Raw genomic sequence first — 20,420 nt, 5'->3', positions numbered from 1 at the left:
TAACGTGCGAAGAAAAAATCTGAGAACAGAGAAAGAAACCCGCCGGTCCCGAAGAAAGCGGGCCCGGGCGGGACTATTCTCTTATATAGCGCTGCTCGTGTAATTTTCTATATTCTGGTCAAGCGCCTGCTTCCTGCTGAGCCTTATCTTGCCGTCGTGCTCCTTGCCGATGCACTTGACTAAGACCTCGTCTTTTTCTTTAAGGATGTCGGTGACGCTCTTGACCCTCGTCGGGGCGAGCTCCGATATATGCACAAGCCCGTCCTTACCGTAGCCAAGCTCCACGATGGCCCCGAAATCGAGAATCCTCTTTACGACCCCGCGGTAATATTTTCCGACTTCGATCTCTTCCACTATCCCCTGAATTATCCTGACCGCTTTATCGCAGGCTTCCCTGTCGGGTGAGGCTATATTCACCCTTCCGGTATCGTCTATATCGATCTGGACGCCGGTTATCTCTACTATCTTCTTGATTGTCTTGCCGCCCGAGCCGATTACGTCCTTTATCTTGTCCTGGCTTATCTGCATGGTGAGTATTCTCGGCGCGTATGTCGATATTTCCTCTCTCGGTGCTTCGAGGATACCGCTCATCTTGTCGAGGACAGTAAGACGCGCTGCCTTGGCCTGCTCAAGGGCGGCCGAAAGAATCTCTTTCGTGACCCCCGTAACTTTTATATCCATCTGGAGCGCGGTCACGCCGGTTTTCGTGCCGGCGACCTTGAAATCCATATCCCCCAGGTGGTCTTCGTCCCCGAGTATATCGGTGAGGATCACGAATTCGTCGCCTTCCTTGATAAGCCCCATCGCTATGCCGCCTACCGGGGCGGAGATGGGGACGCCTGCGTCCATGAGCGAGAGCGTCGCGCCGCAGACCGTGGCCATCGAGGACGAGCCGTTCGATTCGAGCACGTCGGATACCACGCGAATCGTATAGGGGAATTGCTCCTTTTTCGGGAGCACGGGAATTATAGACCTCTCCGCGAGAGCCCCGTGCCCTATTTCCCTCCGTCCCGGCCCGAGCCTGAAGCTCACTTCGCCCACGCTGTAGGGGGGGAAGTTGTAATGGAGCATGAACGTCTTGGTGATGTCGCCCTCGAGGGAGTCTATCCTCTGCTCGTCGTAAGTCGTGCCCAGTGTCGCCGTAACGGCCGCCTGGGTCTCCCCCCTCGTAAAGAGTGCCGAGCCGTGCGCCCTGGAAAGGAATCCGACCTCTCCGTAAATTTGTCTTACGTCGGCGTATCCCCTGCCGTCGAGCCTTATCTTGTCCTTTACTATGAGCTCCCTTACCAAGTCCTTCAATATCTTTTCGAACGGCCTGGAGACGTCGACTTCCTCGTCGGGATGGAGTGACTTTAAATGTTCCTCCGTCTCCGCGCGTATGCTCTTTATACGCTGCCTCCTCTCGGCCTTGGAGGCGGACATAAAGGTTTCCTTCAATTTCTGCCCGGCATAGGCGAGGACCTCGGCTTCGATCGGATCGTCGGCGACCGCCGGCTCCGGTTCCCGTTTCTGTATATCGAGACCCGCTACGAGGTCTTCCTGGAGCTTGATAAACTCCTGGATGCTCTGATGAGCGAACATGAGGGCGTCCACTATTTCAGGCTCCGGTACTTCGTTCGCCCCGCCCTCGACCATGACGATCGCGTCTTTCGTCCCCGCGACGACGATGTTCATATCGCTCTCGGCAAGGTCTTTCTTCGTGGGGTTGCATATGAACGAGCCGCCTACCCTGCCTACCCTTACCGCGGCGAGAGGCCCGTCGAAAGGTATGTCCGATACCATGAGAGCGGCAGAGGACGCCGTGAGTGACAGCACGTCCGGATCGTGGTCCGGGTCGGCCGAGAATACGGTGACGATAATCTGTGTCTGGTAAGTAAAATCATTCGGTATAAGGGGTCTTATCGGCCTGTCGATAAGCCTCGAAGTCAGGACCTCCTTTTCGTTAGGCCTGCCCTCCCTTTTGAAATATCCGCCCGGTATCTTCCCGGCAGCAGCCGATTTCTCCTGGTAATTGATGGTCAGCGGAAGGAAGTCTTCCCCTTCAGATTTTTCCTCCAGTGCGACAACGGTGGCAAGAACCGCCGTGTCCTCGTACCGCGCGAATACTGCTCCGTTAGCCTGCCTGGCAATCGATCCGGTCTCAAGCCCGTAATGTTTACCGAAAATCATGGCATCGACCTTTTTTGGTTGTATAGTCAAAACTGGCCCTCCTTTGGACCCTACTTTCTAAGTCCGAGTTTCTGAATGAGATCCGGGTATGTCTCCGGTTTGTTTCTTCTTATATAATTCAAAAGCCTTCTCCTCTTCGCGACGAGCGACACGAGACCCCTCCTCGAATGATGGTCCTTCGGGGACTTTTCCGTATGGAGCGAAAGGTCCTTGATCCTGCGGGTCAGAATCGCGACCTGGACCTCGGGCGAGCCGACGTCTTTCTGATGCATGGCATAGTCGCTGATTATCTGAGCCTTTTCTTCCTTCTCAATAGACATTTAATGCCCTCCTTGAACTGCTGTTTCGGTTTCCCTTGTTTATACTCTAATTAAAGACCCTGAGAAGCTTGAATACTATAACTCCTCCGCCGATGTCCTCCGTCTCCGTCGAATCCATCATGGCCTCGGTAACGGCGATGAGGGTCTCGCCCTCGTATACCATGATCCTCTCCCCAGCCTGAAACTCCGGGACCCTCAGCCTTTGGAGATCGTATTTCCTTAACTGCCTTCCTTCCCTGATATCACACGCAATGTCCTGACCGACGGTAATACGCCTCATATGGGAGAGGACGTGGTCGAGAGGGGTCAGTTCCACGGAGCCGTTTTTGATATCATCTATAGTAACGGCGTCGTCGATTGTGAAACCGTCGCTTTCGATCCTCCTCAATTCCGTAAGGTGTCCGCCGCACCCAAGCTCATCGGCGATGTCCGAAGCGAGCACCCTTATATATGTGCCGCGCGAACATTTTACCATAAATCTGACGAGCGGGGGGTTGAAATCCAGTAATTCCAACTCATTAACGTCCACGGTTCTCTCCGCCCTCGGGACCTCCAGACCCTGCCTGGCGTACTCATACAGCCTGACACCGTCCTTCTTAAGGGCGGAGTACATGGGCGGAACCTGTTTAATTTTACCTCTAAATTTTGAAAATGCATCTAATAGCTCGGAATTATTGATAATCCCTATTTCCTTTTCTTCGAGCACCCTGCCCGTTAAGTCTAGCGTGTCGGTCCTCGCGCCGAGCCTCATCACCGCTTCATACTTTTTATGCCCGCTGTCCATAAAGGGGATTATCTTCGTCGCGCCGTTGACACAGATGGGCAGAACCCCCGTGGCGAAGGGGTCGAGAGTGCCTGTATGTCCTGCGCGTTTGGCCTTGAGAAGCCTGTTCACGGTATTGACGGCCGCCTGGGAAGTTATGCCTCTGGGTTTATCGAGAACTAGCACGCCGTTCAAGGGAGCACCTCCCGAATGGAGCCGAATATCCTTTTTTTGACCTCTTCCAGATTCCCGGAGAGAGTGCATCCGGCCGCCCTCTTATGGCCCCCACCTCCGAATCCCTCGGCGATCCTGGCGACGTCCACCTCCCCCTTCGACCTGAAGCTCACCTTCCAGAGGGAGCCTTCTCTGCCGCTCTCCTCCCTGAACAGCATCGCGACCTCGACGCCCTTTATGCTCCTCGGTATGTTAACTATCCCTTCCGTATCTTCCCTCCGTGCCCCCGACTGCGAGAACATTATTTTATCCACGTAGACAGAAGCTATCTTTTTATCCTCGGACACCTCGAGCGTGGGAAGCACGAGCCCTATAAGCTTGAGCTTCCTCAAGGGCTCGCTTTCGAAGAGGGCTTCCGAAATCCCGGCGGGGTCAGCGCCGCGCTCGACGAGCTCCGCCGCCATCCTGAATGTGTCCGGGCTCGTGTTTGAGTACCTGAACGATCCCGTATCGCCGATTATAGTCGTGTACACGTTTTCCGCTATATCGCGGTCGATTTCGACCGGCAGGTGCTTGAGCACCGAATAGACTATCATTCCCGTAGAGGAAGAACGGGGATCAAGGAGATGGAAGTCGGCGGAGGAGTTATTCGTCTGATGGTGGTCCATTATTACGACCTTTCCGCACCGCCCCGACTTGATGAAGTCCTCGAATTCCTCTCCCGCCCTGTTCGTCCCCGTGCAGTCGACGGCGAAAACGAGATCGAACGTCCCTTCAATCTCGTCTATCGAATTGCCGATCCTCTCGGACCGGGGGAGAAAACGGAGGAGCTCGGGCACGCCGTCTTTATTGTAGTATACGACTTCCTTGCCCATCTGCTCGATCCCGAGACCGAGCGCGAGCATCGACCCTATTGCGTCTCCGTCCGGGTTCTCGTGCGACGAAATCAGCACCCGCCTGGCGCCCCTTATCAATCCCAATACCGTTTCCATCTCACTGCTCACCCGAAATCCCTCTCAAAATCTCGTCTACCTTGTATCCTTTTTCAAGCGCTTTATCGTAACTGAATTTAATGTCCGGTATCTTCTTCATCCTTAGCCTTTTCGCGAGCTTGCTCCTGATGAACCCTTTCGCATGCTGAAGCCCCAGGAGCGCGTCCGACTTCTCTGCTTCTCCCCCTAAAACGGTGAAGAATATCTCGGCCATGCTGAGGTTCTCGGTTATTTTTACCCCGGTTATGAATACGGAGCTTATACGCGGGTCCTTCAGCTCACCTCTTACTATCATCCCGGACACTTCCTTCACTATCTCGTCCGAAATCCTCTGCGACCTCTTGACCGTCAACCCCGAACCTGTCTCCTAAAAATGTATTATCTCGAATTCCCTGTTCCCCATCTCGACTACCCCGGTAGTTTCTATGAACTGAGTCACCTGGTCGAGCACGGAATTCACGAAACGCGACTCGTTGCCTACGAGCGAGACGCCTATAGTAGCCTTCTGCCAGAGGTCGTGAGATCCCACTTCCGAAATGGATACGTTGTTGTATCTGGATTTTACTCTCTGGATAAGACTTTTCAGTATCTGTCTCTTGGCTTTAAGTGATCTGTTGCCGTTCATATATAAATCAATTCTGAGTATGCCTATAACCATCTACATGCGGGTCAGAGCTCTTGCTTGATATGTTCATGAGTGTAGAACTCGAGCGTGTCGCCGACCTTGATGTCGTTGAACCTCTCGACGCCTATGCCGCACTCATACCCTGTGTTTACCTCTCTAACGTCGTCTTTAAACCTCTTAAGCGATGCGAGCTTGCCTTCGAATATCACGACCCCGTCCCTGAGCACCCTGACGCTGTTGTCTCTCGAGACCTTCCCGTCCGAGACCATACAGCCAGCGATAGTGCCTATCCGGGAGATATTGAACGTCTCCCTGACCTCGGCGTGTCCCGTGACCTTTTCCTTGACTATCGGCTCGAGGAGCCCCTCCATGGCGCTCCTCACCCTGTCAATCAGCTTGTAGATTATGGTGTGGAGCTCGAGTGACACGCCTTCGCGCTCGGCCGTCTCGAGCGACTTGGCGTCGGGCCTCACGTTGAACCCGACTATTATGGCGTTTGACGCGCTCGCGAGCGCGACGTCCGTCTCGGTTATCGCGCCTACCCCCGTGTGGACGATCTTCACCTGGCATTTTTCCGTGCTCAGCTTGCTTATGGATTCGGTTACGGCTTCGACCGACCCCTGCGTGTCCGCCTTGATTATTAATGCGAGCTCCTTCGCCTCTTCCTGCTCGAGGCTCTGGAACAGGTTCTCGAGAGAGGGCTTCCTTTCCCTGGCCGCGGCCGATTCCCTCTGCTTCATCTCCCTGTGCGCGACTACGTCCTTAGCCGCCCTTTCGTCCTTTACGACATAGAAGAGATCACCCGCCTCGGGCACGCCCGATAGGCCCATTATCTCGACAGGCATCGAGGGCCCGGCTTCGCTCACGCGCCCGCCCTTATCGTCGATGAGCGCCCTCACCCTGCCCGACGTAATCCCCGAAACCACGTAATCCCCGACACGAAGCGTCCCCTCCTTGACGATGACCGTGGCCACGGGTCCCCTGCCCTTATCGAGCTTGGCTTCTATGACGAAACCGTTGGCCCTCTTGGACGCGTCCGCCTTTAGCTCGAGTATGTCCGCCTGAAGGAGGACCAGCTCGAGAAGCTCCCTTATGCCCTTCTTCTGCTTGGCCGAGACCTCCGCGAAGAGCGTATCGCCCCCCCATTCCTCAGATAAAAGGCCGATCTCGGATAACTGTCTCTTAATTCTTTCCGTATTCGCTTCAGGTTTGTCAATTTTATTTACCGCGACTATTATCGGGACCTGGGCGGCCCTCGCGTGGTTTACAGCCTCTATTGTCTGCGGCATGACCCCGTCGTCGGCCGCCACCACGAGGATCACGACGTCCGTGACCTTCGCTCCGCGGGCCCTCATGGCCGTGAAGGCTTCGTGGCCGGGGGTGTCGACGAACGAAACCTTTCTCCCGTCCACGTCGACCGAATACGCCCCGATGTGCTGCGTGATGCCTCCCGCTTCGCCAGCGACCACGTTCGTTTCCCTGATCGCGTCGAGAAGGGTCGTCTTGCCGTGATCGACGTGCCCCATAACCGTTACCACGGGGGGCCTCTGAGTGAGGAGCCTTTCGGTCTCTTCGGGGTAGGTCTCAAGGAGTATATCCTTCTCCTCGAATATATCGACCGAAACGTCGAAGCCGAACTCCTCGGCTACGAGTGTCGCCGTCTCATGGTCGAGCGCCTGGTTGAGCGTCGTCCTTACGCCCATTGTTATGAGCTTCTTGATCAGGTCGCCCGCTTTCACGCCCATCATTCTCGCAAGCTCGCCCAAGTTGATGGATTCGCCTATTTTCAGTGTCCGTCTGGCCGGTTTCGCCGGGAACGGTATAACCCTTGCAGCTTCGTTTATTTCCGGCATGTGCTCTCTTGTTCTGAAGATTTCCTTGTTATTCCTTTCGAACGTCTTTTCCCTGTGCGCGGTGCTGGCCGTAGTACGCGACCTCGCACGCCTGTCTTCTACCAGATATTCTCTCTTTCTGCCGGGGAGCTTCGTCCTGAACGCCTTCCTCAGCTCCTCGAGCGTATCTTCGTCAATAATTTCTTCCCTTTTCGGTTTGACCCTGCGTCCCTTTTTCTTTGCCTTCTTGGCCGCCTCATCGCCTTCGTCCTTTTCAACCTTCTCCTCGGCGGCTTCGCCCGCTTCAAGTCCAGGTGGGGCTTCTTCCTGAGCTTCTTCGGCGAGGGGCATTTCCATGAATTCGGTTTCCGCCTGCTCCAGGCCCTCTTCCTCGGACTCGGCAGGGAGGGCCGCTTCGCCGGGCACAGGCTCCACGGGAGCCTCCGGTATTCCGGACGGCTGACCCAGCGCAGCCTCTTTTAATCGGCCTGCGGATTCTTCCTGCTGCTTCCCGGGGACTTCAGGCAGCGTCTCCTTGACTTCCGCTTCCGCGGGCTCCTCCAGCTTCTTCTTCCTCCGAAGCACCACCCTTTCGCCCTGTCTCCGCTCAACCGTCTCTTCCCCTTTTTCAGAGCGGAATACCCTGACCTTCTCTTTCTCTTCTTCGGCGGGTTTTTGCGCCGAGGCCGCGCCTCCCCCGCCCGAAGAAGCTATCTTGTCCTTTATCTTTTTCGCTTCCTCTTCGGTAATTGAGCTTGCGTGGCTCTTTACGGAAATACCCAGGCCTTTCGCCACGTTCAGTATTTCGGTGTTCGATTTATTCAGATCCTTCGAGAGCTCGTAGACTCTTACATTAGACATATATAAAGCACCCTCAACACAACTGCATATTTACAATAAATTAAAAAAGTTAAGCTTATCCAGAAAAGAGTACCAAAGTTTACAAGCTATTGCAAAAGCGAGACTGATGCGGAAGCGATATATAGTAATCTCTTTGGTTTTCCCTTAGCCCATCCGGCAAAATCAGGTCTGTTTGTATGAAACGGCAGCCGTTATTCCTGCTCCAGCGCGTTACCGCTCTCGGCCTCGGGAGCTTCGGCCTCGGTGAACGACATCTGCTCCAGCTTGTCCTTGAGCGCTATCCTGGCAGCGGTCTGCAGCTTGAGAGCGTCCTCTTCGCTCTTTAGCCCTGCCGACCTCACGAGCGTCTCCGGATCGGCGAAGGCGATGTCCTCGAGCTTATGGAACCCCTCGCCGTATAAGAGATTGGCCGTCACTTCCTTCACGTTGGGCAGCGACATCAGGAGGGTGACCACTTCCTGCTGCTCGCGCTTGACCTGAGACTCCGTCTTAATGTCGATCTTCCATTCACAGAGCTGGGAGGCGAGCCTGACGTTCTGGCCCCTTCTCCCTATGGCGAGAGAGAGCTGGTCGTCGTTCACGATTATCTCCATTGACTTGTTTTCGTCGTCTATTATCACCTTGCTCACCCTGGCAGGGGAGAGCGCATTGCATGCGAACCTCGCCGCGTCCGAAGACCATGGGACTATGTCTATTTTCTCTCCCTTGAGCTCCTGTATCACGTTCTGGACCCTAGCCCCCCTCATCCCGACGCATGCGCCCACCGGGTCGACGTCCGGATCGTTCGAGGTGACCGCTATTTTCGTGCGGCCCCCCGGGTCCCTCGCTATGGCTTTTATTATCACTATCTGATCGCCTATCTCGGGCACTTCGGACTCGAAGAGCTTGCGCACGAAATCGCGGTGGGAGCGCGAGAGGATGAGCTGCGGGCCCCTTTTGGTCTCCTTGATCTCGTAAAGTATGGCCCGGAGCCTCTCCTTGGGCTTGTAGTATTCCCTAGGGACCTGCTGCTCGGGCGGGAGTATCGCCTCAGTCCTGCCGAGATCGACGATTATGTTCTTTCTTTCCACACGCCTCACTATGCCGCTTATGAGCTCCCCTCTCCTGTTCTTGAACTCCTCGTAAATTACCTTGCCCTCGGCCTCTTTTATGCTCTGCAGTATCTTCTGCTTCGCGTTCTGTATCGCTATCCTCGTGAAATCCGGATTTATCTTCACGCCTATCTGGTCGCCGAGCTCGGCTTCGGGGTCGAGCTTGACGGCCTCGTCGATAGCGATTTCAATGTCCGGGTCCGAAATTTCCTCCACAACGGTCTTGAATTCGAAGAGCTCCACGTCGCCGTCGTCTTCGTTAAAATGCACCTCCAGCTCCTTTTCCTTGTCCTGCATACGGAAAAGCTTCTGGGCAGCTGAGAGCACGGCTTCCTCGACCGCGCTTACGATCTCTCCCCTCTCTATGCCCTTGTCTTTACAAACAGAATCCATCACACGGCTTAATTCCGTCATCGTAGCCATTTATTGCCCCCTTAGAAGTCGAGCTCCAGGTTAGCCCTTTCAATATCAATGTACGGTATGGAGAAATTGCCCGCTTCCGTCTCAACGGTCACAAGACCGTCGTTGAATTCCAAGAGTTTGCCTATAAATATTTTCCTTCTTTCAAAATCCTTGTTCGTTTTAATTCTCACTTTCTTTCCAATGAATCTTAAAAAATCCTCGGGTTTCCTGAGCGCCCTCGTAAGGCCGGGCGAGGAGACCTCGAGGGTGTAGGAGCCGGGTATCATGTCGTGTATATCGAGGAGAGTCCCGAGCTCCCTCGAGACGAGTGCGCAGTCGTCTATGGTCACTCCGCCTTCCTTGTCTATGAACACCCTCAGAACGCCGTTTTTACCCTGCCCCTTGAACTCTAAATCGAAGAGCTCGAGATTCTTGCCCGCAAGGAGCGGCTCTAGCAACTCCCTGACATTAAACAAGATATCGTTTTCCCGTGGAGCCATCGCGCCTTGCTCTCTCAATTAAAAAAGCGGGACGTACCCGCTTTTGTCTTATGATTTTACCCTAATAGACATGAATGGGCAAGGACGGAGGCCGGCCGGCCAGGGCCGGGGAGACGCCCGGAAAGCCCTATATCAGGTATTTCTCCTCAATCTTCCGAGAAGTCCTGAGAGGAGCCTGAGCCCTTCTTCATCGGCGGATCCGCCGTATCTGAGCGCCAGGTACTTATCCGTGAGAAGCTTCATCACCGAAGAGGCGGGGTGGCCGGATTTGACGAGCGACTCGGAGAATTCGCTCGCCGTCATAGACTCGGGCTTTGGGAAGCCCTTTCGCGAGAGATATGCGAGCGCCTGCCTATATATGCCCGAGGCCTTATCCCGGGAACTTTTGCTCCGAAGACGGAGCCTCGATTTAATACCCGGCCCGGATGAAGCGAGCCATAAGCAGAGGACGAGTACCGCGATAATAGCGGCAGCCCTGTATCCGAACAGGGATTTACCGCCCCTGTCGACGAAGAGCGTTTTTTTCTTCCAGCTCCACTTGTCCCGGGCCTCATTCAGCAGCCTCATCTGATCCCCTTCGCTGAAATCGATCACGTACCTGCTCCACCTGTATCTCAGGTAATCGACGTAGGAGGAAACGAGGGGGAACAGGCCGGGGGCCGGGCTGACCGCGCCTTCGGGGGTGGGATCGAACGTTACCCACCCGTGCTCCGGGAAATACGCCTCGACCCACGAATGGGCGTCGCTCTCGCGGACGAGGAAAAAATTCCCGTGCTCGTTCGGAGACCCGCCTATAAAGCCGTTCACGACCCTCGACGGGATACCGGCTTCCCTCAAAAGAACCGCCATAGCCGTCGCAAAATACTCGCAGTGTCCCTCTTTTCCCGCAAACAGGAAATCCTCGATGGGGAACCCCCGGGAGCCCGGCTCGAGCGTCCGCGTGTAGGAGTAATTCGCGAGCAGATAGCGTTTTATCGAGAGGGCCTTGTCGTATGCGTTACTTTCCGGAGAAGTGATCTCGAGCGTGAGCTCCTTTACCCGGCTCCCGAGCGGCGGGAGTTTGAGATAAGCGTCCATGCCGTCAGGATACGCCGAATCGTCATTCCTGAGCTCGTCCGGCGAAGGCGCGCCTATATCGGAGACGGCGTAGTATTTTATCCTGTACGATACCCTGTCGCGGAGGCTGTACGAGTCGTTGACCGCGGCCACCCTGCCCCCCGGGACGGAACCGAAGCCGAGCGGGAAATTGGCTGAAAAAAGGACGTCCGTATCGAGGGGCTCCGTTATTATTTCCTGCTCGAGAATATCCCCCTTCTTCCCGGCCGCATTGCCGCCGACGGCGACCCTTCCGTCAGGGCCCGGCTTATATATACTGTAGCCGGCCGAGCCCGACCGCCAGGACTCCCCGTCGAATTCCTCGAGCGCCACGCCCCTCCAGTAGACGGGATAGGGGACGTCGGCTATCTCGCGGTCGAGAACCCTGACCATCATCACGGGCGAGCCGTCTAACTTGATCTCGCCTACCCTGCCGAGCCTGACCTCGTCCGAGAAGCCGCTCCGGAGCTCCCCGGTCCTGAGGAAGCCCGAGCTGAAGTAGCTCCCCCGAAGCCTCGGGACGGATATGAATATGAGCGCCGCCGTGAGGAGGATGCAGATGCTCAGAACGAAAGCGGTGCCGAGGAAAGGAGGGGTGACAAGCCCCGGGTCGCTATCGCCCGGGCTCCCGGCCTCGATCGCGCCCCTCCTCATCTCAAAGACGATAATCGCGCACACGGCGACCGCTATGTAGAGCACGAATGCGGCCGAGTACGAAAAACTGACGGTGACTACGGTCCCGGCCACGAATTGAAAAAAGCTGAGCGCGTAGATCTGTATTATGTCCCTCATTTGCTTTCTGCCGAGGAGCTTCAGGACCTGGACGAAAATGAGGAATTCGAGTATGGCTTTGAAAAGCTCGACGCCTAAGAGAAAAACGCCCGACGCGGCGTAGAGGACGAGGAGAAAGGCGAGCGCGGTGGATAAGCCGTGGCCGATATAATAGCCCTTCCCGTATCTTTCGTTGTAGAAGCTCAGGGCAAGGGAAATCGAAAATACGGCTATGACCGGCCGGCCGACCGCGCCCGTGAGCGAGATCGAAAGGAAGCCCGCCAGGGCCATAAGGTGAGTGAATATCGTGAGCGCATGGGAGACTCTCATCTCTGACCGGCTCCGGCAAGCGAAGATTTCGGGCGGGGGGCACTCCCCCCGGATTAAATTCTATACCCATTAAAGGGGGTGTAAATATCGCATTGCCGGGGTAATTAAGGGAGCCTGCGACAAGTATGCGGGGCGTCTATACGCTTACCCGGACCGGGGACGCATTACTCAGTGCGACCTCCCTCTATACCTATCCTTGATGATATGAAGGGTTTTCTCCTGATCGGGAGTGAGCACGTTTTTAATCTTGAGATACATCTCTATCTTGATGCGTGTGAGGGTCGCCTTCATGTCCTCTATATGGTCGGTTATCTCCATCACCTCGTCCCTCGAGCATTCGGGCTTTCTCAGAACCGTGAGCAGCTCGGCCTCTTCCCTCTTGAGCTCCCTCTGGAAGAGTATTATCTGCTCCCTGTAGGAAGAAAAGATTTCCTCTATGGACTCGACCTGTTTATCCGTGAGCTCCATCTCCTCTTTAATCCTGGGGTTCTTCCACCATTTATAATGGATCTCGCCGCTTATAAATCCAAAAGCATTTACCGATAATAGACAGGTGGCTATTGCCAATGCAAGCGATACCCTCAATTCATATCTCCGTAGCCGTTTATTTTCATGATTTCGACCCTGTTTTCCCACGGGCCGTATATGGACAACGCATCAGCGGTCTCCCTAGATGTGGCGCTGTCAAGCTCGAGCAGTATCTGCTCGTCCTCGGCGTCATTTTCGGCATAGCCCCTGAATCCGGAATCCGGTTTGAATAATACGAACGTAAACATCCCCACTATAATCACCGTCGCGAGAGCGCCTGCGAGGGCGAGGTTGAACTTGAGCTTTTTAAAGCGGGCGAAGAAGCCCGAGCCCGACTCCCTCTCTTCACGGGCCACGCGCACCCAGAAGCCCGAAACGAAGTCGCTCCGGGGCTCGACCCCCTGCCAGCCGTCGAGAAGATCCCAGACGCGCTCTGACCGTGAGAGGTAGAGCCTGCACTCCTCGCATCCGCCTATATGAGCCTCGACCGAAGATCTTTCGGCGTCGGGCAAATCGCCTGAAGAGTAGCCGATTATGAGCTCCCTGTAATCCCTACACTCCATACTCTCCTCCTCCGGGCAAGTAAGGCTTAAGCCTTTCTATCAGCTTCATCCTGCCCCTGTGAACGTAGGCCTTGACCGCGCCCACGGTGCACTCGAGCACCTGGGAGACCTCTTCGTAAGAGAGCCCCTCGTATTTACAGAGCATAATAGCAACTTTCTCCCTCTCAGGCAAAGACTCCATAGCCTCAAATATTACGTCCTTTATCTCCTTTCTGTAGATCAGATCGTCGGCGATATCGAGCTCCGGGTCCCCGATTTCGCCCTTCTCGTCGTTGAGCTCGTCCAGGCTCAGGCTTACGTTCTTTTTCCTTACGTGCGTGAGGCTCACGTTGGTCGCGATCTTGTAGAGCCACGTCGAGAACTTGGCGTCGGGCCTGTAGCTCTTCCTGGATTTGTAAATTCTCAGGAAAACCTCCTGGGCGAGGTCCTCGGAATTTTCTTTGAGATTTGTATATCTGTATATATAATTCACAACCCCTTTGTAATGCCTCCTCATCAATTCGCTGAATGCACCGTCGTCCCCAGACTTTGTCCTCAGCATAAGCTCAATGTCAATGTCCATTTGGAGCCAATTCAGCCTTGTTATTTATTAACTTAAGATTTCGGAAAAGGTTTCGGGGATTCCCGCTTGTAACTGAATCTGCAAGAGGAAATGCAGGATATGCAATTCGCGCCGACCCCGGCCCTGCATTTCGAATCGGGCCGGGTCAGAACGTTCGCAACCGGAATAATCGACGCATGACTGGTTGTCAATATATTTAATTCACTGACAATCTATTTCTTTTTCATTCTCTCCAGATACGCCCCTGTCCTTGTATCGACCTTTATTACGTCTCCGACATCTATAAACAAGGGTACCTGAATCGTGGCGCCTGTTTCGAGCACGGCGGGTTTCGTCGCTCCTGTGACGGTGTCGCCCCTCATGCCGGGCTCAGTGTCCTTTATCTCGAGCTCGACCGCCGTCGGGAGCTCGACTCCCATGGGCTCGCCGTTGAAATAGAGGACCGTCACCTCCTGCTGCTCTTTAATGAAGCTCGCCACCTCTCCCACCTGGGCCGCGCTCAGTGTGTTCTGCTCGTATGTTTCGAGGTCCATGAAGTGAAACCCGATCTCGTCTTTATAGAGGAACTGCATCGACTTCCTCTCCGTATCGGGCACGCGGAAAGAATCGCCCGACCTGAAGTTCTTCTCCTGGACGGCCCCCGTTACCACGTTTCTTATTTTAGTCTTCATTACGGCGCTCCTCTGCGCCATCTTGGAATGACTGTATTCGATTATCTCCCATATCCCGCCCTCGTATTCTATCTTGAGGCCTTTATGGAACTGATTAGTCTGTACTACTGCCATCTAATGCTTACCTCCTGATTTATTTAAAGTCTAAACCCGGGACTATTCATCCTCTTCATCGTCGTGGGCGTTTTCATCGGGTTCCCCGACGTCATCATGGCCGCCCGGTATCCTGTAGCCTTCGGTCACCCACGCGCCGAGGTCGGCCATCTTGCACCTCTCGGAGCAGAAGGGCCTCCACTTATTCCCTTCCCAGGGAGAAAGCTTGCCGCACTTGGGGCATCTCGTTTCCACGGGCACTGAAATTATTTCCTATGAATCCGACATTTCAAGGACAGGTCGAAAATCGCTTTATACAGCGGCCTCAGGTCTCGGCCTTGGGCGCCTCTTTCCTGGAAGGCTCCTTCTTCGCGGCAAGCGACTCCTCAACGAGCTCGCATACTATGTGCGCGAGCGTAATGTGGAGCTCCTGCACCCTGGGGGTGGACTTGGAAGGGACGCTTACGCAGCAGTCGACCGCCTTTTCGACCCTGCTCCTGTCCTGCCCCGTGAAAGCGATCGTTTTCAGCCCCATTGTCCCGGCGGTCTTGAAGGCTTTGAGCACGTTTTCCGATTTCCCGCTCGTGGTTATGCCCCAGGCTACATCCCCCTTGACCCCGAGCGCTTCGATCTGCCGCGAAAACACGTCGTCGAAGGAGCCGTCGTTGGGTACGGACGTGAGTATGGAAGAGTCGGTCGTAAGCGCAAGGGCCGGGAGCGCCTTCCTTAACTTAGAGTACCTGTTCACGAATTCGGCCGCGATATGCTGCGAGTCGGCCGCGCTCCCCCCGTTGCCGAAGATCAGCACCTTCCCGCCCGACCTCAGCGACTTGATTATGGTCGAAGCGGCTTCCTGCACCTCCGCCACGGATTCCTTCGCGAAGCGGAGCTTTATATCGGCGCTTTCCCTGAGTCTCGATATAATACGTTCCTTCATGTCTTATGTCCTTTTGAACATCCTCTCTATGTCCGTGTAGGAAAGCTCTCTCGCAACTGGCCTCCCGTGGGGGCAGGAATGCGGGAACCGGGCGAGGTCGAGCTCCTGAAGCAGCGCCCTCATCTTCTCGGGATTGAGCTCGTAGTTCGCCCTTATCGAAGAGTGGCACGCCATGGTTGAAATCACCGTATCTATTTTGTCCGTAAGGCTCTTCTCCGCACCCGACTCCTTTATCTCCGATACGATGTCTCTCACGAGACGTTTGAGGTCGGTGTTTTTCAGGATAGCCGGGACGCTCCTGACGATAAACGTGTTCTCGCCGAACCCCTCGATGCGGAGCCCCAGGTGCCCGAGCTCGGCTCCGTGCCTCGAAAGTATGTCCGATTCGTGGGGAGAGAGCTCGAGCACCTCAGGTACGAGGAGGTCCTGCGAGGGGACCGACCCCTCTCCCGCGTACGCTTTTTTAAGTCGCTCGTAATTGATCCTCTCATGGGCGGCATGCTGGTCGACGAGTATCATGCCTCCGGGCGATGCGCATATTATATAGAGGTCACCGAGCTGCCCCAGCACCTTGAGGTCCGAGTAAAACCCCGCCCCGCCGAAAAGACCCTTGCGGTCAGCGTCTTCCTCCCGGGCATAGCCGTGCAAGCGTGTCGTCGAAGGGACGCCGTGGACGGCCGTTTCTTCCTCGTGATTATACGCCGGAAAACCGTTCATTCCGCGCTCATCCTCACGGTTACCAAATGTGCGGCTCCCGTAGGCAGCCACGGTCTCGCGGGCGGCCGGGTAACCCGCCGGTACACGCTCGTAACCGTGTCCCGGGCCGCCCAGCCAGGGCGCTCCCTCGAGAAGCCCGGCAACCGACTCCCTCACGAGGTCGCCGACGAGCCTCGCGTCCTCGAACCTCACTTCGTTCTTCGCGGGATGGACGTTTACGTCCACACCGCCTGAAGGCATATCTATGAAGAGCACTCCCTGGGGGAACTTCCCCTTCTCGAGCATCCTGCCGTACGAATCTATAAGAATGCGCGTGAGAAACCTGTCCCTGACGCTCCTCCCGTTCACATACGTATAGAGCTTCTGCGTATTGGACCTCGTGTCGAGAGGGCCCGACATGAAGCCCGAAACGCGCACGCCTCCGCCCCCGGCCGCGACCGGATGGAGGGCGATCCCCGGATAGAGCTCGGATACCCTGTCGGAGACGGTCTCCCTCCCGGGGAGCCGGATGAGCGTCCTGCCCTCGCTCTTGAGTTCGAAGCCGATGCCGGGACTGGATATGGATTCCCTCTCGACGATATCAAGCACGTTCGAGAGCTCGGTCTCGGTCTTTCTCATGAACTTGCGCCTTGCGGGGGTGTTGTAGAAAAGATTCCTCACTTCGACAGTCGTGCCGGGAGGCGCTCCCGCTTCCTCGACGCCTCTGACGATGCCGCCCTCGACCGTGATCACGGTGCCTATCACCTGGTCGTGCGTCCTCGTGGTCATCCTGAACCTGGATACGCTCGCTATGCTGGGAATCGCCTCCCCCCTGAACCCGAGCGTGCTTACGGAGAAGAGGTCTTTGACGTCTCTTATCTTGCTCGTCGCGTGGCGCTCGATCGACATGAGGGAATCGTCCCTAGTCATCCCCTCGCCGTCGTCCGAGACCCTGATTAGCCTCTTCCCGCCGGATTCGAGATCTATCTCTATCCTTTTGCTTCCCGCGTCGATCGAGTTTTCCACGAGTTCTTTTACAACGGAGGCCGGCCTTTCCACTATCTCCCCTGCCGCAATTTTGGAGACAAGATTATCGGATAAAATCCTTATCTTACCCATCTGGTACGAGCCAGTTTACATAAAAGTGGAATACGAGTCAAAAGAGCGCGGGCGCGGGGCGGGGCGTTCCGAATGCGACGCGCCCGGAGAGCCCGAAGCTTTAACGGAAGCCCTTCAAAAGAGCTTCGATATTATGAGTACGAGGAAGAAGAGCGCAGGTATAACGACGCAGGCTATGGAGAGAACGGTGTAGACGGATAGTGTAGTCCGCGCCCCTACGCCGAAGACATCGTCCGAGTGTTTTTTTAGAATCCTTAGATATTCCTTCAGCATCCCGGCTATATATAATCTACTCGAAAAGGATTAATATTGTAATGGACGGTGGATCGGATCTCCCGCATGCATCGGAAGGAAAACTGCACCGGCTGAGGAAAAACCATTAAATTCGAACGCTACAATTTCGACTCCGATTATGTATAATCTTATCCTATTCTCACAGTCAAATTAAGGAGATACGATGCACCTTTTTCCCGGACGCAATATCAAGAATGCCCTCAGACGCGGCTTACGTTTTTCTATCATGACATCAATATTCCTCCCGGTCTTACTATCGGGCCTCTCAGCCCCGGGAGCTCGCGCGGCGGACAGGGAACTGGAATCGCCCAAGAGGGTGCTCGTCGTAAAAGACTACAAGTGGGCCTCGGGCGGCATGGGAAGGCCCGCAATCATGAAAGAGATCACACTCCAGAACATAGGCAAATACGACTACGAAAATATCGCAATCGAGGTCGACCTCTATACGAAGAACGACATACCGCTCGGCTCGATTAGAGGCACTATTCACGACGTACTCCCCCACGGGAGCGAGAAGACCTTCTACAACATCAAGTTCGGGATAATGAGCGCCGAGCTCCAGAATACTATAGCCCGCGTCGCAGGCGCGGACCTCATTGAGAAGGGCACGCCCGCACAGGCGAAGGACCTCATACAGGTGAAGGGGTGGGAATGGACGGGCGGACAATACGGCACCGAAGGGGTGCTTAAAAGCATTACTCTTGTGAACAAGAGCAGGGATAACTGGAAGGACATAAAGATAAGGGTCGATTTCCTGGGCATCCCCGGTGCGAAGGTCGGAGTGAGGGGGTTCACGAGCAGAGCGGTGATACACGATATCCTGCCCGCCAACAGCGAGCGCACTTACAACAACATCAATGTCGGCTTCAGACACCCCGATGCCCGTAGCGTCGACATAAGCGTCATGAGCGCGAAGCAGATCTCGGAAAAAGAGCTCAAGATCAAAATGGCCAAGAAAGAGGGGAAGAAAGCTGTCAAGAAGAAAAAGAAGAAGACCACAGCCACAGGAGAGGGCACGGCCCCGGGCGAGGAAGGCACGGTGCCCGAGAGCCAGAAGGATCTCTCGCTCTCCGAGAGATACAAGCAGAAGCTCGCTCAGGAAAGGGGCGAAGTCCCGGCCCCGCCCGAAGAAGGCACTGAGCCCGCAGGGGAAGCCGAATCCGTGAAAGAAGCCATGACGGGTGAAGGCGGCGAAGAAGCCGCTGCCGAAGGGGCTGGAGAGGAAGAGGCCGCCGAGGGCGAGGAAGAAGAGTACGAGTACGAAGAGGAAGTCCCGATCCCCGAAGAAGACATTGTGGTTGCGGACGTCAAATGGGGGGGAGGAGTAACAGGCACTATAGGGAAGCTGTCCGAGATAACACTCCAGAACCTGAGCGATATATCGTATACCAAGATCCAGATAAAAATAGAGTTCTTCTCTTTCAAGGAAGAGTCTCCGATGTTCTCGAACAAGACCACTATTTACGAAGTGCTGCCTGCCAATAGCACTAAGACGTTCAAGAACATTGACGCGGGCTATCTTAACGCGATCCCGCAGGAGATAAGGGTAGAGGTGCTCACGGCAGTGCCGATGGGGCAGTAACCGTATCCGGTTTCCGTCGCTGCATACGTAGAAGAAGAGGGAAGCGGGCGCTCAGAAGAGGTCGAGCTGGGTCCCACCGGGCCTCCTGAAATGTGTCGTAGAGAGGCTCAACTTGTATCCGTCGAACCCCGCCTTCCTGCAGGCGACCTCAAACAATTCCCTGGCCTGCTCGGCATAGACGCCCTTACCGCGCATCCTGTCGTAAAACTCGGAGCTGTTGAGCCTGCCGCCCCTGACTGACCTTATCCTGTTGAGCACCTTTTCTTTTCTATCGGGGAAGTGCCTCCCGAGCCATGCGGTGAATAGATCCGATACGCCGTATGGGAGCCTGAGCATTATAAACCCGGCGCTCCTCGCGCCCGCGTCGGACGCGCTCTTAACAATATTCGGAATCTCGTGGTCGGTAAGACCGGGTATCACGGGGGCGACCATGACTATCACCGGTATTCCGTTCCGGGAAAGCTCCTCTATCGCCCGGAGCCTCAGGTGCGGCTCCGAAGTCCGGGGCTCCATCACCCTCTTTAACGCGGGGTCGAGAGTGGTAACCGAGACCGCAACCATTATGCCGTCCCATTCCGTAAACCCTTTGAGTACGTCTATATCGCGCGTGACGAGATGGTTCTTCGTCACTATGCCCGCGGGGTTCCTGAATTCGGAAAGGACCTCGAGGCATGCGCGCGTGAGGCGGAAGCGGCGCTCGGCGGGCTGGTAGCAATCGGTATTGCCGCTTATGGCGATAGTGTCGGGGACGTATTTGGGAGAGGAGAGCTCTTTTCTCAAGAGCGCGGGGGCGTCTTCCTTGACGAATATCCTCGATTCGAAATCGAGCCCGAGGGAGAGGCCCAGGAACTCGTGGGTCGGTCTCGCGTAACAGTAGATGCATCCGTGCTCGCAGCCGCGGTAGGGGTTAATGCCGGCGTTAAATCCGACGTCGGGGCTGTCGTTGTAGGTGATGATAGACCTCGTCGTGTCCTTATAGAAAACGGTCTCGGGAGAAATGCCTTCCGATATTTCCTCCTCCGAGGGCTCGAAATCTATCTTCTCGAACCTGTTGCCCGGGTTCTCGGCCGAGCCCCTGCCCTTTATGCCGGCTATTGGGGTGCTCATGAATACACACCCCCTGCGCAAGAAATGACAAATTTATTACTCATGTAAAAAGTATAAAAGATGAGGAGGGGGATTGGTATGGATGTTTTTTTGGTAATGAAAGGAAAAATCCACCCTGACCCTCCTTTACAAAAGGAGGGAATAAAAAATGAAAAGCAAATAATAGATTTCTCGCGTTGCTCGAAATGACAGAAAAAGATGAGATCCTGAATATTTTGGTTTGATAAACGGATAAGCGGTGAATAGTCACATCGTTGGATTCGGCCAGTGGCGTCCGGCTCTTGCACTTGTTCAGAACCGTAGTTCAGGATGAGGGCTTAGAAGCAGGACGAACGGCGTTGGG

The 20,420-nt window shown here is 55.2% G+C and carries 20 protein-coding genes; 1 reads left to right on the top strand and 19 read right to left on the bottom strand.

Annotated elements, in window-relative coordinates; genetic code table 11:
- Positions 1-81: 81 nt before the first annotated feature.
- From pnp to AB1598_12965, 18 genes are all read right to left on the bottom strand, one after another.
- Entirely contained in the window at positions 82-2,169 is a 2,088-nt protein-coding gene (pnp, locus tag AB1598_13050) for a polyribonucleotide nucleotidyltransferase (protein ID MEW6145936.1), read from the bottom strand.
- Between the two features lie 50 nt (positions 2,170-2,219).
- Positions 2,220-2,489, bottom strand: a complete 270-nt coding sequence (rpsO, locus tag AB1598_13045) for a 30S ribosomal protein S15 (GenBank protein MEW6145935.1) — start codon at positions 2,487-2,489, stop codon at positions 2,220-2,222.
- A gap of 46 nt (positions 2,490-2,535) precedes the next feature.
- Complete coding sequence (gene truB / locus AB1598_13040; protein MEW6145934.1) at positions 2,536-3,438, bottom strand: tRNA pseudouridine(55) synthase TruB; 903 nt, start codon at positions 3,436-3,438, stop codon at positions 2,536-2,538.
- Between the two features lie 5 nt (positions 3,439-3,443).
- Entirely contained in the window at positions 3,444-4,418 is a 975-nt protein-coding gene (locus tag AB1598_13035) for a bifunctional oligoribonuclease/PAP phosphatase NrnA (GenBank protein MEW6145933.1), read from the bottom strand.
- Between the two features lies 1 nt (position 4,419).
- Positions 4,420-4,770, bottom strand: a complete 351-nt coding sequence (gene rbfA, locus AB1598_13030) for a 30S ribosome-binding factor RbfA (GenBank protein MEW6145932.1) — start codon at positions 4,768-4,770, stop codon at positions 4,420-4,422.
- 15 nt (positions 4,771-4,785) lie between these two features.
- A complete protein-coding gene (locus AB1598_13025) occupies positions 4,786-5,076 on the bottom strand; it encodes a DUF503 domain-containing protein (GenBank protein ID MEW6145931.1) in 291 nt (96 codons plus the stop codon).
- A gap of 11 nt (positions 5,077-5,087) precedes the next feature.
- Complete coding sequence (infB, locus tag AB1598_13020; protein MEW6145930.1) at positions 5,088-7,736, bottom strand: translation initiation factor IF-2; 2,649 nt, start codon at positions 7,734-7,736, stop codon at positions 5,088-5,090.
- 191 nt (positions 7,737-7,927) lie between these two features.
- A complete protein-coding gene (gene nusA, locus AB1598_13015) occupies positions 7,928-9,250 on the bottom strand; it encodes a transcription termination factor NusA (GenBank protein MEW6145929.1) in 1,323 nt (440 codons plus the stop codon).
- Between the two features lie 11 nt (positions 9,251-9,261).
- Complete coding sequence (gene rimP, locus AB1598_13010; GenBank protein ID MEW6145928.1) at positions 9,262-9,729, bottom strand: ribosome maturation factor RimP; 468 nt, start codon at positions 9,727-9,729, stop codon at positions 9,262-9,264.
- A gap of 132 nt (positions 9,730-9,861) precedes the next feature.
- Positions 9,862-11,925: a DUF3488 and transglutaminase-like domain-containing protein gene (locus AB1598_13005; GenBank protein MEW6145927.1), complete on the bottom strand. Its 2,064-nt coding sequence runs from the start codon at positions 11,923-11,925 to the stop codon at positions 9,862-9,864.
- A gap of 168 nt (positions 11,926-12,093) precedes the next feature.
- Positions 12,094-12,510 carry a hypothetical protein gene (locus AB1598_13000; protein ID MEW6145926.1) on the bottom strand — a complete coding sequence of 139 codons (417 nt, stop codon included), beginning with the start codon at positions 12,508-12,510 and terminating at the stop codon, positions 12,094-12,096.
- Positions 12,507-13,016: a zf-HC2 domain-containing protein gene (locus AB1598_12995; protein ID MEW6145925.1), complete on the bottom strand. Its 510-nt coding sequence runs from the start codon at positions 13,014-13,016 to the stop codon at positions 12,507-12,509. The genes AB1598_13000 and AB1598_12995 overlap by 4 nt, the downstream gene beginning before the upstream one ends.
- Positions 13,006-13,578: a sigma-70 family RNA polymerase sigma factor gene (locus tag AB1598_12990; GenBank protein MEW6145924.1), complete on the bottom strand. Its 573-nt coding sequence runs from the start codon at positions 13,576-13,578 to the stop codon at positions 13,006-13,008. The genes AB1598_12995 and AB1598_12990 overlap by 11 nt, the downstream gene beginning before the upstream one ends.
- A 212-nt stretch (positions 13,579-13,790) precedes the next feature.
- Positions 13,791-14,363, bottom strand: a complete 573-nt coding sequence (gene efp / locus AB1598_12985; protein ID MEW6145923.1) for an elongation factor P — start codon at positions 14,361-14,363, stop codon at positions 13,791-13,793.
- A 42-nt stretch (positions 14,364-14,405) separates the two neighbouring features.
- Entirely contained in the window at positions 14,406-14,603 is a 198-nt protein-coding gene (locus tag AB1598_12980) for a DNA gyrase inhibitor YacG (GenBank protein ID MEW6145922.1), read from the bottom strand.
- A 64-nt stretch (positions 14,604-14,667) separates the two neighbouring features.
- A complete protein-coding gene (locus AB1598_12975; GenBank protein MEW6145921.1) occupies positions 14,668-15,279 on the bottom strand; it encodes a D-sedoheptulose 7-phosphate isomerase in 612 nt (203 codons plus the stop codon).
- A 3-nt stretch (positions 15,280-15,282) separates the two neighbouring features.
- Positions 15,283-17,094, bottom strand: a complete 1,812-nt coding sequence (gene mutL, locus AB1598_12970) for a DNA mismatch repair endonuclease MutL (GenBank protein MEW6145920.1) — start codon at positions 17,092-17,094, stop codon at positions 15,283-15,285.
- 114 nt (positions 17,095-17,208) lie between these two features.
- The gene (locus tag AB1598_12965) at positions 17,209-17,367 is read right to left on the bottom strand and encodes a hypothetical protein (protein ID MEW6145919.1); all 159 of its coding nucleotides are present in this window, start codon (positions 17,365-17,367) and stop codon (positions 17,209-17,211) included.
- A gap of 247 nt (positions 17,368-17,614) precedes the next feature.
- Here AB1598_12965 and AB1598_12960 point away from each other — a divergent pair, with 247 nt between their 5' ends.
- Positions 17,615-18,970, top strand: a complete 1,356-nt coding sequence (locus AB1598_12960) for a hypothetical protein (GenBank protein ID MEW6145918.1) — start codon at positions 17,615-17,617, stop codon at positions 18,968-18,970.
- 51 nt (positions 18,971-19,021) lie between these two features.
- Here AB1598_12960 and AB1598_12955 read toward each other — a convergent pair whose 3' ends face one another.
- Positions 19,022-20,077 (bottom strand): PA0069 family radical SAM protein, encoded by a 1,056-nt coding sequence (locus AB1598_12955; GenBank protein MEW6145917.1) that lies wholly within the window; start codon positions 20,075-20,077, stop codon positions 19,022-19,024.
- Positions 20,078-20,420 lie beyond the last annotated feature (343 nt).

The sequence above is a fragment of the Thermodesulfobacteriota bacterium genome (assembly GCA_040754335.1).
Taxonomy (GTDB): Bacteria; Desulfobacterota_D; UBA1144; order Nemesobacterales; family UBA2774; genus 2-12-FULL-53-21.
The sequence above is the reverse complement of the archived record's forward strand: the minus strand, read 5'-3'. Positions and strand labels throughout refer to the sequence as shown.

Excerpts from the sequence above, each read along its gene's own strand:
- pnp (MEW6145936.1), bottom strand. The coding sequence starts at position 2,169 with ATGATTTTCGGTAAACATTACGGGCTTGAGACCGGATCGATTGCCAGG.
- rpsO (MEW6145935.1), bottom strand. The coding sequence starts at position 2,489 with ATGTCTATTGAGAAGGAAGAAAAGGCTCAGATAATCAGCGACTATGCC.
- AB1598_13035 (MEW6145933.1), bottom strand. The coding sequence starts at position 4,418 with ATGGAAACGGTATTGGGATTGATAAGGGGCGCCAGGCGGGTGCTGATT.
- AB1598_13025 (MEW6145931.1), bottom strand. The coding sequence starts at position 5,076 with ATGGTTATAGGCATACTCAGAATTGATTTATATATGAACGGCAACAGA.
- infB (MEW6145930.1), bottom strand. The coding sequence starts at position 7,736 with ATGTCTAATGTAAGAGTCTACGAGCTCTCGAAGGATCTGAATAAATCG.
- nusA (MEW6145929.1), bottom strand. The coding sequence starts at position 9,250 with ATGGCTACGATGACGGAATTAAGCCGTGTGATGGATTCTGTTTGTAAA.
- rimP (MEW6145928.1), bottom strand. The coding sequence starts at position 9,729 with ATGGCTCCACGGGAAAACGATATCTTGTTTAATGTCAGGGAGTTGCTA.
- AB1598_13005 (MEW6145927.1), bottom strand. The coding sequence starts at position 11,925 with ATGAGAGTCTCCCATGCGCTCACGATATTCACTCACCTTATGGCCCTG.
- AB1598_12995 (MEW6145925.1), bottom strand. The coding sequence starts at position 13,016 with ATGGAGTGTAGGGATTACAGGGAGCTCATAATCGGCTACTCTTCAGGC.
- AB1598_12990 (MEW6145924.1), bottom strand. The coding sequence starts at position 13,578 with ATGGACATTGACATTGAGCTTATGCTGAGGACAAAGTCTGGGGACGAC.
- efp (MEW6145923.1), bottom strand. The coding sequence starts at position 14,363 with ATGGCAGTAGTACAGACTAATCAGTTCCATAAAGGCCTCAAGATAGAA.
- AB1598_12975 (MEW6145921.1), bottom strand. The coding sequence starts at position 15,279 with ATGAAGGAACGTATTATATCGAGACTCAGGGAAAGCGCCGATATAAAG.
- mutL (MEW6145920.1), bottom strand. The coding sequence starts at position 17,094 with ATGGGTAAGATAAGGATTTTATCCGATAATCTTGTCTCCAAAATTGCG.
- AB1598_12965 (MEW6145919.1), bottom strand. The coding sequence starts at position 17,367 with ATGCTGAAGGAATATCTAAGGATTCTAAAAAAACACTCGGACGATGTC.
- AB1598_12960 (MEW6145918.1), top strand. The coding sequence starts at position 17,615 with ATGACATCAATATTCCTCCCGGTCTTACTATCGGGCCTCTCAGCCCCG.
- AB1598_12955 (MEW6145917.1), bottom strand. The coding sequence starts at position 20,077 with ATGAGCACCCCAATAGCCGGCATAAAGGGCAGGGGCTCGGCCGAGAAC.